This window comes from Variovorax sp. 10N420, from assembly GCF_056394705.1.
Genome location: NZ_JBFTIJ010000008.1, coordinates 110,387 through 124,053 on the forward strand (window position 1 = coordinate 110,387; position 13,667 = coordinate 124,053).

Annotated in this window: 13 protein-coding genes; 1 reads left to right on the plus strand and 12 read right to left on the minus strand. The window is 65.1% G+C overall.

Features of this window, described 5'->3' with window-relative positions; translation table 11 throughout:
* Nucleotides 1-241: 241 nt before the first annotated feature.
* On the minus strand, nt 242-1,207 hold the full coding sequence (locus AC1DEK_RS20880; protein ID WP_478127192.1) for an AraC-like ligand-binding domain-containing protein: 966 nt from the start codon (nt 1,205-1,207) through the stop codon (nt 242-244).
* 156 nt (nt 1,208-1,363) lie between these two features.
* On the opposite strand from AC1DEK_RS20880, the gene AC1DEK_RS20885 reads away from it, so the two are divergent.
* Nucleotides 1,364-2,410: a carbon-nitrogen hydrolase family protein gene (locus AC1DEK_RS20885; RefSeq protein WP_478127193.1), complete on the plus strand. Its 1,047-nt coding sequence runs from the start codon at nt 1,364-1,366 to the stop codon at nt 2,408-2,410.
* Between the two features lie 12 nt (nt 2,411-2,422).
* On the opposite strand, the gene AC1DEK_RS20890 is transcribed toward AC1DEK_RS20885, so the two are convergent.
* The 11 genes from AC1DEK_RS20890 to AC1DEK_RS20940 all read right to left on the minus strand — a co-directional run bounded on the left by AC1DEK_RS20890 (nt 2,423) and on the right by AC1DEK_RS20940 (nt 13,641).
* Nucleotides 2,423-2,863, minus strand: coding sequence for an acyl-CoA thioesterase (locus AC1DEK_RS20890; protein ID WP_478127194.1), 441 nt, complete (start codon nt 2,861-2,863; stop codon nt 2,423-2,425).
* The gene (locus tag AC1DEK_RS20895; RefSeq protein WP_478127195.1) at nt 2,860-3,399 is read right to left on the minus strand and encodes a MarR family winged helix-turn-helix transcriptional regulator; all 540 of its coding nucleotides are present in this window, start codon (nt 3,397-3,399) and stop codon (nt 2,860-2,862) included. The genes AC1DEK_RS20890 and AC1DEK_RS20895 overlap by 4 nt, the downstream gene beginning before the upstream one ends.
* Nucleotides 3,396-4,169 (minus strand): SDR family NAD(P)-dependent oxidoreductase, encoded by a 774-nt coding sequence (locus tag AC1DEK_RS20900; protein WP_478127196.1) that lies wholly within the window; start codon nt 4,167-4,169, stop codon nt 3,396-3,398. Before AC1DEK_RS20900 ends, AC1DEK_RS20895 begins: the two co-directional genes overlap by 4 nt.
* A gap of 46 nt (nt 4,170-4,215) precedes the next feature.
* Complete coding sequence (locus AC1DEK_RS20905; protein WP_478127197.1) at nt 4,216-5,823, minus strand: ATP-dependent acyl-CoA ligase; 1,608 nt, start codon at nt 5,821-5,823, stop codon at nt 4,216-4,218.
* Entirely contained in the window at nt 5,813-6,544 is a 732-nt protein-coding gene (locus AC1DEK_RS20910; protein ID WP_478127198.1) for an ABC transporter ATP-binding protein, read from the minus strand. The genes AC1DEK_RS20905 and AC1DEK_RS20910 overlap by 11 nt, the downstream gene beginning before the upstream one ends.
* On the minus strand, nt 6,541-8,256 hold the full coding sequence (locus AC1DEK_RS20915; protein WP_478127365.1) for a branched-chain amino acid ABC transporter ATP-binding protein/permease: 1,716 nt from the start codon (nt 8,254-8,256) through the stop codon (nt 6,541-6,543). The genes AC1DEK_RS20910 and AC1DEK_RS20915 overlap by 4 nt, the downstream gene beginning before the upstream one ends.
* A gap of 137 nt (nt 8,257-8,393) precedes the next feature.
* Nucleotides 8,394-9,449, minus strand: coding sequence for a branched-chain amino acid ABC transporter permease (locus AC1DEK_RS20920; RefSeq protein WP_478127199.1), 1,056 nt, complete (start codon nt 9,447-9,449; stop codon nt 8,394-8,396).
* A gap of 19 nt (nt 9,450-9,468) precedes the next feature.
* Nucleotides 9,469-10,626, minus strand: coding sequence for an ABC transporter substrate-binding protein (locus AC1DEK_RS20925; protein ID WP_478127200.1), 1,158 nt, complete (start codon nt 10,624-10,626; stop codon nt 9,469-9,471).
* 39 nt (nt 10,627-10,665) lie between these two features.
* The gene (locus AC1DEK_RS20930) at nt 10,666-11,148 is read right to left on the minus strand and encodes an aromatic-ring-hydroxylating dioxygenase subunit beta (protein ID WP_478127201.1); all 483 of its coding nucleotides are present in this window, start codon (nt 11,146-11,148) and stop codon (nt 10,666-10,668) included.
* The gene (locus AC1DEK_RS20935) at nt 11,145-12,470 is read right to left on the minus strand and encodes an aromatic ring-hydroxylating dioxygenase subunit alpha (RefSeq protein ID WP_478127202.1); all 1,326 of its coding nucleotides are present in this window, start codon (nt 12,468-12,470) and stop codon (nt 11,145-11,147) included. Before AC1DEK_RS20935 ends, AC1DEK_RS20930 begins: the two co-directional genes overlap by 4 nt.
* A gap of 28 nt (nt 12,471-12,498) precedes the next feature.
* Nucleotides 12,499-13,641, minus strand: coding sequence for an ABC transporter substrate-binding protein (locus AC1DEK_RS20940; protein WP_478127203.1), 1,143 nt, complete (start codon nt 13,639-13,641; stop codon nt 12,499-12,501).
* Nucleotides 13,642-13,667: the final 26 nt, after the last annotated feature.

The following is a 13,667-nucleotide window of genomic DNA, read 5'->3' on the forward strand; positions in this document are numbered from 1 at the left end:
GAATGATTCCAACCGGATCGACTTTCGGCGGCCGCTGAAACTCACCATGGCTCGCACGGGGAACGCGTTCTCGCAGCGCCTTGCCGGCGGCCATCCGCTCGTCGACGCTGGGCCTCTCACTGGTGAACGCATCGGAGAGCTCCTGCGCCCTTGCTGCGTGTTCGCTGCTTTCGGGTTCGCTCCGCTGAATTCGCGCCATGCCTCGCTCCGTTTTTTGTTACTTGGGCGTCATTCTGAATCCTCAGTGCGGGATCTGCTGGCGCCACTCGCGCGGCGAGCAGCCGAAGCGCTCGCGGAAGGCACGGCTGAAGTGCGCTGCGTCGCTGAAGCCCCGGCCATAGGCGATCTCGCCCACCGTGCGACCCGCAAGACGCGGATCGAGCAAGTCGCGGCTGCAGGCCTCGAGGCGGCGTTCCCAGATGTATTGCGACGGCGTCAAAGGCTCGCTTTTGAACACCCGGTGGATCTGGCTGACCGACATGCCAAGCTCCCCCGCCAGCGCGCCCACCGACAGCGCAGGATCTTCCAGCCGGGCGTCGATGCGCCGCTTGATGCGCGCGAGATGGAATGCCGTCAGGTTGCTCAGGGCCGGTGAGCGCGCGGCCGGCAGCGTCTGCAGGCCCGCGACCAGGATGTTGAGCACCCCGCTCGCCACCGCAAGCGCCGATGCAGGCTGCAGCGCATCGATGTCTTCGCGCAGCGTCCGGATCATGCCGAGCAGCAGATGCCCGGCACCCTCGCGGCCCGAGACGGTGGTGGCGGTCAGCGCTTCCGTCTCACGCAGTTCACTGCGGAGCCGCTCGCCCGGCAGCTTGAGCACGATCTGCTCGAAGGCGCCGTCGAACAGCAACTGATAGGGGCGCGTGCTGTCGTACAGGGCGAAATCCCCCACCGATAGCACAGCGTCTCGCCCGTCCTGCCGCACCACGCCCCGGCCGCGCGCCTGGATGCTGACCAGGAAGTAGTCGTCTGAAGACCGCGCAATGTGGGCGGGCGTGCGCATGACCTTCTGCGGCCCGGAGGTCACCACCGACACGTCGAGACTTGGCAAGGTGTGCTGCCGGATGCTGCCTTCGAAATCGCCCCTCCCACCCGGGGCAGGCACCGGATCGCAGCCGAGCTGGACGTAGACATTGCAGATCATGTCCGTCCAGTACGCGAGACGCTGGTCGCGGGGAACGAGGTCGGTGCTGAGCAGCCGGGCCATCAGAGGCTCCTTCCGAAATTCGGCGTTGCAACGCTGAATCAAGAACGCCGCGCGTTCCGGACAAGGCGCATTCTGGCGGCGAACTTACGCTTCAAGCAACGCGCATGCCACCGCGCTAACCCGAAGAGATTCCTTCCCAACCACCCGGAGCCCCTGATGTCCAGCAAAGCCCATCCCCGTCTTCGCGTCGCCGCCGTGCAGGCCGCCCCCGTGTTCCTCGACCTCGACGGCACGATCGACAAGACCATCGACCTCATCGCGCAGGCGGCAAGCCAGGGCGTGAATCTGATCGCATTCCCGGAAACATGGGTGCCGGGCTATCCGTGGTGGATCTGGCTCGATTCGCCGGCCTGGGGCATGCAGTTCGTGCAGCGCTATCACGACAACTCTCTCGTCGTCGGCTCGGCCGAATTCGATCGCGTCAGGGATGCCGCGCGCAAGCACAAGATGTGGGTTTCGCTCGGCTACAGCGAGAAAGCAGCCGGCAGTCTGTACATCGCGCAGGCGCTGATCGACGACCAGGGCAATACGCTGCAGACGCGCCGCAAGCTCAAGCCCACGCACGTCGAACGCACCGTTTTCGGCGAGGGCGACGGCTCGGACCTCAGCGTGATCGAGACGCCGGTCGGCAACATCGGCTCGCTCTCCTGCTGGGAGCATCTCCAGCCGCTCAGCAAGTACGCGATGTATTCGCAGAACGAGCAGATCCATTGCGGCGCGTGGCCCAGTTTCTCGCTCTATCGGGGCGCCGCCTATGCGCTGGGCGCGCAAGTCAACAACGCCGCAAGCCAGGTGTATGCGGCGGAAGGTCAATGCTTCGTGGTCGCGCCCTGCGCCACGGTGTCCAAGGGCATGCACGAGATGCTGTGCACCGATCCGGGGAAGCAACAGATGCTGCTTGCGGGCGGAGGCTTCGCGCGCATCTACGGGCCGGACGGCTCGCCGCTGGGAACCAACTTGCCGGAAGACCAGGAAGGACTGGTGGTGGCCGATATCGATCTTGGAATGATCTCGCTGGCCAAGGCGGCCGGGGATCCCGCGGGCCACTATTCGCGGCCGGATGTCACGCGGCTGCTGTTCAACAAGACGCGGCGTGAGCCGGTGGTGATGCAGCGGCCGGGAGAACTCGAGGCGGGAGGCTTCGAGGCGGTTGCGCCGCAGGGCGAAGCGGCCGCCGGGCCCCGACAGGCACTTGCGGCCTGAACCGGGGGAGCGTCAGGATTCGGCCTGTGCTCCACGCGAGATGGCCTCGCGCATCGCCGCCGGAATCTCGATCGCGCGATGACTTTCAAGCGAGGTGGTCACCAGCACCTGCCGCATGCGCATGCGCGTCTCACCTTGGTGATCGAAGCAGTGCAGTCCCAGCGTGATCGAGCGCGTGCCCAGGCGCTCCACGGTCAGCCCGAGGATCACGCGGTCGCCCATCCGGCTCACCGCGCGAAAGTCCGCCTCCAGGCGCACCGTGGGCAAGCCGACCCGCTGGTCGACGATGAGCTTGCGATAGCCGATGCCGAGTCCTTCGTCGACCCAGTCTTCCACCAAGCCGTTGAACATCACGAAGTACTGCGGATAGAAGACGATGCCCGCGGGGTCGCAATCGGAAAACCGGATGAGCCGCTCGCGGCGGAATTCCGCTGCCGCGGCGGGCTCGCTCATGGGTTGTCCTCCGGAGTGGGTTCGTTGCGCATCATTTGCACGCGCAGTTGCCCGAGTTGGCTGTGCAGTTGGCGCACGGTCTTCATGTCGAGCCCGGAGAACATCTCGAGGATCCACTGCTCGTGCTCCTTGGCCATGGTCTCGAAAGTGCGGCGCCCCTTTGCGGTGAGGCTGACGATCCATGCGCGGCGGTCATCGGGGCTCGGCGTGCGCGAGACGACGCCTTCGCGCTCCAGCTCGTCCGTGAGGCCGGTCACGTTGCCGCCGGTCACCATCAGATAGCGCGAAAGCACGCGCATCTTGAGCCCTTCGCGGTAGCGGTAGAGCTGCGCCATGTAGTCGAAGCGCGCGAGCGTGATGCCGAAGCGCTCGCGCAGCCGCTTACGGATTTCGGATTCGATCTGGGTAGTACTCGCAAGCATGCGCAGCCACAGCCTGAGCACCGCATGGTCCTCATGGCCGGCCCGTGCTTCGTGCCCCAGTTCTTCCGCATCGCTGAGCACGGCATGCGAAGGGTCGTTGGTGCTGTCGATCAAGTCACTTCTCCTCCGGACACGGAAATGGACTGCCCGGTGACCGAGGCGGCGCTCTCTCCGCAAAGCCAGCGCACGGCATCGGCCACTTCGCCAGGCTGCACGATGCGGCGTTGCGGGTTCACTCCGGCGAACTCGGCCAGCGCATCGGCTTCGCTGCGGCCGGTCTTGCCGACCACATTCGCGACGCTGGCGCGCAGGATGTCGGTGTCGGTGTAGCCGGGACAGACGGCATTGACGGTGATGCCCTTGCGCGCCACTTCGAGCGCGAGCGATCGCGTGAGTCCGACCACGCCGTGCTTGGCGGCCGTGTAGGCGGCAACGTAGGCATAGCCCTTCTGCCCCGCCGTGCTCGCGATGTTGACGATGCGGCCCCAGCCTGCGTCGAGCATGTCCGGCAATGCGGCTTGCGCACAAAGAAAGCTGCCGGTGAGATTGACGGCCAGCATCCGCTGCCACAGGTCGACGGAGGTCTTCAGGAAAGGTGCGCTCTCCGCCTGACCGGCGTTGTTGACGAGGATCGACACAGCGCCTGAAGCGGCACGCAACGCATCGAAAGCGGCGCGCACCGACTCTGGATCGCTCACATCGACGGTGGCGACACCGTGGCCCGCGCCAGGGAGTGCGCCGCATGCGCGTTCCAAGGCCGCCCGATCACGGCCCAGCAGGCTGATCCGAGCGCCTTCGGAGGCAAGGGTTCTTGCGATCTCGGCACCGATTCCGCGTGCGGCGCCGGTCACCACGGCGTGGCGACCCTTCAAGGCATTGTTCATGGCGGACTCAATTGATTGACAACTAAATAATTTTATCCGCGCGCATTCAGCGGACGCGCGAGACTCGCGCCGCCCGGTCCCACGTGCCCGCAGTCACGCCGCGCTCTCGCAGCTTGTATTTCTGTACCTTGCCGTTCTCGGTGCGCGGCAGATCATCGAGCAGGTCGACGTAGCGCGGCACTGCGAAGTAAGGCAGGCGCGCTTCGCAGAACGCGATGAGTTCCTGTACATCGATCGGCCGCTCAGGGCGCCCGACCAGCGCGACCATCACTTCATCTTCGGCAAGCTCGGAGCGCACCGGGTAGACCGCGCAAGACGCCACGCATGGATGACTCAGCAACACCTGCTCGACTTCGAAAGACGAGATGTTCTCTCCGCGACGGCGGATCGCGTCCTTGATGCGGTCGACAAAACGAAACGCTCCATCGGCATCGCGTATCACTCGGTCGCCGGTATGGAACCACAAATTGCGCCACGCCTCGACCGTCTTCGCGGGCATGTTGAAGTAGCCGTTCGCGAATGCATAGGGCTCATCGGCACGCAGCAGAAGCTCACCAGCCTCGCCCGGCGGGAGTTCGACATCGTCATCGTCGGCAACGCGAGCCTGGAAGCCGGGACGCAGCCAGCCCATGACGCCGCCCCGTGGCGAATCCGGTGCGGTCGCGATCGCGAAGTTGGTCTCGGTCGATCCGTAGCCCTCGAGCAGTCGCACGCCAGTGCGCTCGAAAAAAGCCTTGCCCGCCGCCGCAGGCACGCCAGGGCCCAGGCCGGTGCGTACGCGGTGGTCGCGCTCGCCGCGGCCCTCCGGCTGCGCGAGGAGGATCGGCACCATCGCACCGAGCAGATACACGACTGTGGCACCGCTGGCGCGCATGGCAGGCCAAAAGCCGGAGGCCGAGAAGCGCTGCTCGAACACCACTTCACAGCCAACGACCGCAGCCTGCGCAAAGGTGTTGAGCGCATTGATGTGAAAGAGTGGCAGCGTCGTGCACAGCACGTCATCGGCGCCGACACTCAGCACCTCCGCGCTGTTGACGCCCCACCAGAAGTACTGCGCGTGCGGACAGACCACGCCTTTGGCAGGTCCGGTCGTGCCGGAGGTGTAGAGGATCGCGAGCGGATCGCCAGGCTGCATGGCGGCCGGCGCGATGGCCTCTGCAGAGGCCGGGAAGCTTGTGACGCGCACGGTCGCGGGAGCTTGCCACGCTTGGGCGCCATCACCTGGCATGTCGTGGACGACCCAGACCTCGCGCAGCTTCGTGCTGGCCAGGTCGGCAGTGACCAGGCGCTCCACGAACTGGGCTTCGATGACCAGCAGATTCGCTTCGCTGTTGGCAAGGAAGTATTCGATCTGCGGCCCCATAGAGGCAGTGTTGATCGGCACCGTCACCGCACCCAGCCATCCCGCGCCAAGAAAGACTTCGAGGAACTCGATCCGATTGGCGCACATCAGCGCGACCCTGTCGCCGCGATAGACGCCGGCCTGCACCATCGCCGACGCGCGCGATGCAGCCGCAGCGGCGGCATCCTCATGCGTCCACGTACGCCCCGCGATTCGAAGCAGCGGCCGACTGCCGAAAAGCGCGGCTTGCCGCTGCAGCAGCGCCGGCAGCGTGCGCTGCGCAGGCGGAATGGCTCGCGCCTCAGTCGTCATCGTGCGTGCCTCCGCCGAGGTAGGTCGCCTGCACGCGCGGGTCGCTGGCGAGATCGGCCGAGACGCCGGACAGCGCAATCTCCCCGGTTTCGAGCACGTAGCCGTGGTCGGAGCTTTCAAGTGCGGCGCGCGCGTTCTGCTCCACCAGCAGGATCGACACGCCGTCTTCGCGCAGCTTGCGCACGATGGTGAGGATGTCCCGCACGATGAGCGGCGCGAGGCCGAGGCTGGGCTCGTCGAGCATCAGCAGCCGCGGTGCGGACATCAGGGCGCGTCCTACGGCCAGCATCTGGCGTTCGCCACCCGAGAGCGTGTCCGCGCGTTGCGCACGCCGCTCCGCCAGGCGCGGAAAGCGGTCGTACACGGATTGCAACCGGCTCTTGAGCGCATCGCTGCGAAGGCGCTTCGAGAACGCGCCGAGCTGCAGGTTGTCGAGCACGCTCAGCTCGCCGAAGAGTTCGCGCTTCTCGGGCACGAGGCACAGGCCTCGTTCGACACGCGCCTCGACATCCAGCCCGTGCAGGTCCTCGCCTTCGAAACGGAGGGTGCCCTTGCTCGGAAGCAAGCCCATGGCGGCAGCAAGCAAGGTGGTCTTGCCTGCGCCGTTCGGGCCGATGACGGAAATGATCTCGCCAGGCTCGAGATTCAGCGAAACGCCGCGTACCGCATCGACCTGCCCATACGAAACATGCAGATCGCCGATCTCCAGCATCGCCGTCATACGACGCTCCCGAGGTAGGCGGCCTGCACTCGCTCGTCGGCGCGCACTGCAGAAGGCACACCTTCCACCAGCTTGGAGCCGAAATTCATCACCACCAGCCGGTCCACCAGTTTCATCACGAAGTCCATGTCATGTTCGACGATGAGGATGGTCACGCCCTCCTCCCGCAGCTTGCGCAGCAGATCGCCAAGGGCTATCTTTTCCTTGCGACGCAAGCCGGCAGCGGGCTCGTCAAGCACGAGCAACACGGGGTCGGCGGCGAGTGCGCGCGCGATCTCGAGGATGCGCTGCGTGCCGAGCGGCAGGCTGCCGGCCATTTCATGCGCGCGGTCGCCGAGACCGATGCGATCGAGCTGGCGCTGTGCTTCCTGGAGGATCTGCCGCTCCTCCGTTCGGTCGAGCCGCAATCCGGCCTTGAGCAGCCCGGTCGTCGTCCGTGAATGCGCGCCAAGCGCCACGTTGTCCAGCAGGCTCATGTGCGGCCGAAGCTTCACGTGCTGGAACGTGCGCGCAAGCCCCAGCCGAGCGACCTTGCGCTGCGGCATGCCTGCAATGTCCTTGCCGAGGAAGCGCACCTGGCCCGAACTCATCGGCAGCGTACAAGTCAGCAGATTGAACATGGTCGACTTGCCGGCGCCGTTCGGGCCGATAAGGCCGATGATTTCGCCGGCGTTCACTTCAAAGCTGACGTCGTTCACGGCCACCAGTCCGCCGAAGCGCTTGACCGCGCCTGTGACTGACAGGATCGGCGACCCCCTTTGCGGCAAAGTGCGATTCGGCAGCGGCGCTACCGGTGCCGTCGCCTCACGCGATGGCGGGGCGAAGCGGCCACGGGTCCAGCGGCGCACGAAACCCATCAAGCCGCCGCGCGCGAAATGCAGCAGCAGGATGAAGAGCGTCGCAAAGGCCACCGCCTCCAGTTGCCCGGCACTCTGCGTCAGCATCGGAAGCACATCCTGCAGGGCGTTCTTCATCAGCAGTACCAGCGCGGAGCCGACAAGCGCACCCGCAAGCTGACCCAGGCCGCCAGCCACCGCCATCAGCAGGTATTCGATGCTCGCGCGCACATCGAAGGGTGATGGGCTCACGAAGCGGTTCATGTGCGCGTAGAGCCAGCCGGCAAGCCCGGCGAACAACGCGGCTGTGACGAAGAGCGAGAGCCGCACGCGGTAGGCATCCTCACCCACGCTGGCGAGCAGCGTCGCACCGCCGCGCAAACTGCGAATGGCACGGCCCGGCCGCGATTGCAGCAAGTTGACGCTGAACAGGAACGCCAGTCCGACCAGCGCCCAGATGAGGTAGTAGATGGCCCGCGGATCGGCCAGTGACCAGCCTGCAATGCTCAACGCCGGAATGTTCGACAAGCCCGTGTGACGGCCCAGCCCGTCGACATTGCCGAACAGCATCGCGATCGACAAACCCCAGGCGATGGTGCTCAGCGGCAGAAAGTGGCCGCCCAACCGAAGCGTGAGCATGCCGATCGCCAATGCCGAAAGGCCGGTCAGCAACAGCGCGAAGAGCAGTCCGATCCATGGCGACATTCCCTGCGCCGTGGTGAGCCATGCCGTCGCATAAGCCGCGATTCCGACGAACGCCGCCTGCCCGAATGATGTCGCTCCGCCGATGCCGGTGAGCAGCACAAGACCCAATGCCACGAGAGCGCCGATGCCGATGTCGTTCAGCAGGGAGACCGTGAAGTTGCTCGCCAGCATGGGCGCAATCGCCAGCACGGCGACCAGGAGGGCGATCCACAGGCGTCGCTGACTGAACCAGCCGCCGTGCGCCGCCGCCTTGGGGCTCTCTGCGGCGAGCGCCAGGGAAGCGTCGCCCGGGGTTCCAATCGATTGGCTCATTGGTCCACCTCGTCTTCTTCCTCTTCGGAGTGAACGGTCATGTACGACCTCAGCATCAGCACCGGGATCAAGAGACTGAACACGATGAGGTCCTTGAGCGCGCCGCTCCAGAACGATGCGAAGCTTTCGACCACGCCGACAGCCAGCGCGCCGATGGCCGTCATCGGATAGCTCACGAGGCCGCCGATGATGGCGGCGACGAAGGCCTTCAGGCCGATGATGAAGCCGGAGTCGTAGTACATGGTCGTCACGGGTGCGATCAGCACGCCGATCAGTCCCGCCAGCAACGACGCGCTGCCATACGCCAGAAGTGCCGTGCGTGCCGGGCGGATGCCGACGAGCCGCGCGCCGACGCGGTTGACCGCCGTCGCGCGCAGCGCCTTGCCGGCAACCGTGCGTTCGAACACGAGGAAGAACAAGCCGCTCAAGACAATGGCCGAGATCACCATCAACAGCACCTGGCCGCTCACGGTGAAGCTGTCACCGATGGAGAGCACGCCGCTGGCAAGCGGATTGGTGCGCGAACCTTCCGGACCGAAGAACAGCAGGCCAAGCCCCGACAGCAGGAAGTGCAACGCCAGGGAAACGATCAGCAGCACCAGCACCGATGCATCGGCGATCGGCTGGAAGACCACCCGCGCCAGCAGCGGCGCAATGGGGACCACAAGAAGCACAGTCACTGCGATCTGCACAGCGGCTGGAGCGCCTGCGCGCGACGCGGCCCATGCCAAGGCGCAAGGCACGAGCGGCAGCACGCCCCAGGCCAGGATGGCTTTGGGAATCCTCGATGCCTCGCCCTTTCGGATCAGGCTCCCCATCTCGGTGAGCACCGCGAGCGCGGCCAGCACCATGACCAGCCCGATGGTCGGCGGCAGCCGGCCGGTCTCGAAAGCCGCCAGGGTCAGCGCAGCAAAGGCTGCGATGTCGCCGAAGGGCACGAACACCACCCGGGTCACGGAAAAAATCAGCACCAGACCCAGCCCGGCGAGCAGATAGACCGCGCCGTTGGCGAGCCCGTCAGTGCCCAGGATGAGCGCCACGTCCCATGTCATTGCAAAGTCCTTCGGGTGATCAGGGCGCCAGCTTCCACTGGCCGTTGTCCAGCTTCACGATGACGCGGGCGCGCTCGTCGACGCCGTAGAGGTTTCCCGGCTTGAAGTTGTAGACGCCGTGCGTTCCCACCACTTCCTTGGTGCTGGCGATGGCGTCGCGCAGCGACAGCCGGAATTCCGGCGTGCCCGGCTCGCCCTTCGCGCGCGCGGCCGCGTCCGTGAAAACCAGCCAACCGTCGAAGGAATAGGCCGAGTAGGCGTCGCTCGTCGGCGCGTTGTTGGTCTTCTGGAAGACCTTGCGGAAGTCGAGTGCGATCTTCTTGGTCGGGTATTCGTCGGGCAGTTGCTCGGCGACGATCACGGGGCCCGTCGGCATCAGCGCCCCTTGCCCTGCCGCGCCGACGACGCGCACGAAGTCGGGGTTGATCAGGCCGTGCTGTCCGTACACATGCCCCTTGAATCCCCGTTCGTTCAGTGCCAGGAAAGGCAGAGCGCCCGGCGTGCCAGCGCCACCGGTCATGACTGCATCGGGCTTCATCGCCAACAGCTTGAGGACCTGGCCGGTCACGGAAGCGTCGGAGCGCGCATAGCGCTCATTGCCCAACACCTTGATGCCTGCCGCCGGCGCGGACTTCATCAGCGCCTCATAGACCAAATCGCCCCAGGCGTCGGAGAAGCCGATGTAGCCCACCGTCTTGACGCCGTCCTTCTTCATGCGCTGCACCACGGCGTCGATCATCAGTTGCGTCGGTTGCGCGACAGTGAACACCCAGGCGTTCTCCGCCGGATCGAGCTGGATCGGCGTGAGGCCGATCATCGGCACCTTCGCATCCCGCCCGACCTGCGCCATCGCAATGGCAGCAGGCACGCCCGAAGTGCCCATCAGGATGTCGACCTTGTCCTCTTCGACCAGCTTGCGCGCGTTGCGCCCCGCCGTCGTGGGATCGGAGCCGTCATCGAGCACGATGAGCTGGATCTTGTGGCCGTTGACCTCCGGCTTGTAGGCGAGCGCGGCCTGCATGCCCTTTGCATACGGCACGCCCAGCGACGAGTTGGGCCCGGAAAGCGAAACGCTCAGGCCGACCTTGATATCGGCTGCGAGCGCGGTCATCGCCAGACTGGCGCCCAGCGCGGCAGCGAGCGCTGTGCGCGTGAAGGTCTGCATCAAGCTCTTCATGTCGTGACTCCTGGTGGGGTGAAATGGATGAGCACTCGCTCAGATGAACAACTGGATCGCCGGCAAAGCACGCCAGGCGTTGAGAAGATCGACCCGCTTCAGCCGGATCGACCAGCCGGCGGCATCGCGAACGAGAAGATGGCGGCAGGTGCCAGCCAGCGTCACCTGGTCCTCGCCGCGCGCTTCGACGTAAATGAAGGGAGTCCGGAGTGCGACTTCGCCGGTCGCCGCGTCTTCGCGCTCGACGATGGAGCGTTGCAGCACATGCTGGCAGTGGCTGGCGGGATGCTGCGAATGAGCGCGCGGATTCTTGAGCCTGTCGATGCGCAACTGCAGCAGCAGCCGGTCTTCATAGGCAATCGAGTTGTGCGATTGAGGATCGGCCTGCGCTGCGCCGAGAAGCGGCACCCAGTAGCGTCCTTCTTGCGCGAAGAGCGCCAGCCAGTCGTCGAAACGGCGTGCGTCGAGCAGCGCGGCTTCTTCGGCGATGAAATCGCGGGGGTCGGTCATCGTGGCTGTCATGGCCTCGCCTCCATGCCCGCCGTCATGAACTTCGCCCAGGCGCGAAACTGATTGCGCATCAGCAACTCGTTGGTGCCGTTGGTGGTGATCGAAGCTTGCGAGAGCTCGGCGGCGTCGAAATTGCGGTGCAGGCTCACCCACTCGTTGCCTTCCGCGCGAAGGCCCTGCTGCATGCTCTCGAAGAGATGCACGTCGTCGTGCGCCACGACAGACATGGGCGAGAAGACGAGCCGGTTGTAGCTCATGGCTCGCTCGAAGAGCAGGTCGGGCGCTCCCGCGGCGCGGAAGCTCCAGGCCTCGATCAGCGTGCGGTTTGCGGCCAGCGGGCGAATCACGCGAATCGCCTGCGGCGAGCCCTTGACGGACAAGCTGGGAAAGAACACCGAATTCTGCGGGGAACGCTGCAGGATCTCGGCCGCACGTTCCACGCCGTGAGCGGCCTGCATGGCTGCTTCGTATTCGGGCAACTGCGCATAGTTGGAATGGATGCTGAAGTTGACGCCGAGCACGCTGTGCCCGTTGGCGTAGACGCGGCCGCCCATCTTGTCGAAGAAGTCGTAGCCGGAGCCGAACGGGAGGATCTGCTCCATGGCCATCGGCTTGGGTTCATCGGCCGCGCGCCCCTGCCAGAGCGCATCGGCGGCCTGCGTTGCCGACTCATGCGTCGACATCGGATGCACCGTGTCGTTGATGTTCTCCACGTACATCTTCCAGTTGCAGTGGATGATGTTGCGCATCGCGCCGCCGCCGACCGTCAGCCTATCTTCGGGCGATCGATCGACCATGTTGTCGATGGCATGCAGCACGTCGCCGAAGTAGTCGCCGAACTCAGGGCCTTCATCCGACAACCGCGCGAAAACAAAGTCGCGATAGACGGCGACGTTCTTGAGCGCCGTCAGCCCCCGGCCCGACTCGCATTCCTTCAGGCGTGTGCCTTCGTAGCCACTCTTGAGCGGAATGGCGAGCGGCGCACCGTCGAGCTTGTAGGTCCACGCATGGTAGGGACAGCGAAAGAACTTGCCCGTGTTGCCGCACTCGTCCGACACCAGCCGGGTCCCCTTGTGCGCGCATCGGTTGTAGAACACGCGCACGGTGCCATCGGCCTGGCGAACCATCATCACCGGCCGGCCCGCGAGATCGAGTGACCAGAAGTCGCCGGTGTTCGGCACCTGGCTGGCGTGCCCGACATAGAGCCAAGTGTTGGCAAAGAACTGCTCCTGCTCCAGGGCGAAGAGTTCTTCGCTCAGGTAGACGTCCCGATGCACACGATCGTCCTGCACGAGCGCGCGAATGGCTTCTGGCTGGTTGCGGTAGGTGTTCATCGCCAATCTGCCTGCGCTTGGATGCGGATCAGGGAACCAGCTTCCACTGGCCTTTTTCGCTGCGGACGATCACCACTGCGCGCTTGTCCGAGCCGTAGCGGTCATCCGCCTTGAAGTTGTAGATGCCGTGGGTGCCCGTCAGCTCCTTGGTGCTCACGATGGCGTCGCGCAATGCGGAGCGGTACTGCGGCGTACCGGGCTCGCCCTTGGCGCGAGACACTGCGTCGGCAAGCAGCAGGTAGGCGTCGTAGGTGTAGGAAGAGAAAGCATCGTTCGGCGCCGAGCCGTTGGCCTTCTTGTAGGCCTCCCGGAAAGCCATCGACACCTTCTTGATCGGATTGCTGTCCGGCAACTGGTCGGCGACCAGCACGGGTCCGCTCGGCACTTGCAGCCCTTCGATGGATGTGCCACCCACCCGAACGAAGTCGGCGTTGATCAAGCCATGCGTTCCGTAGATCTGCCCTTTGTAGCCACGTTCCGCGAGCGCGAGGTACGGCAGCGCACCCGGTGTGCCGGAATTGCCGGCGAACACTGCATCGGGTCGGGTCGCAATGATCTTCAGCACCTGGCCGGCGACAGATGAATCGCTGCGCGCATAGCGCTCGTTGGCCACGACCTTGATGCCGGCCGCATCGGCACTCTTGACGAGAGAGTCATAGGCAAGATCGCCCAATGCGTCCGAGAAGCCGATGTAGGCCACAGTCTTGACGCCCGATCTCTTCATGCGGTCGACGACCGCCGACACCATCAGTGGAAAGGGCTGCGACACGGTGACTGTCCATGCGCCTTCAGGCCCTGGAATGGTCACCGGCGTCGGCGAAATCAACGGCGTGTTGAGTTCGCGCGCAACCGCGGCGATGGCCATTGCGCCCGGCACACCCGAAGTGCCGATGAGGACGTCGACCTTGTCTTCGACCACGAGCTTGCGCGCATTGCGCCCGGCAGTCGTGGGGTCGGAAGCATCGTCGAGCACGATCAATTGGACCTTGTGACCCGACAGAACCGGATGCTCGGCAATTGCGGCGCGAATGCCCTTCTCATAAGGAATGCCGAGTGCCGACACCGGCCCCGAGAGCGAGCTGATGAAGCCGACCTTCAGATCGGCCGCGACGGCCTGAGTGGCCGCGAGCGCGATGGCCGATACGCAGAAGAAAGCGAAGAGTCTTTTCATGGTTCAGATGTTCTACATGGGTTTGT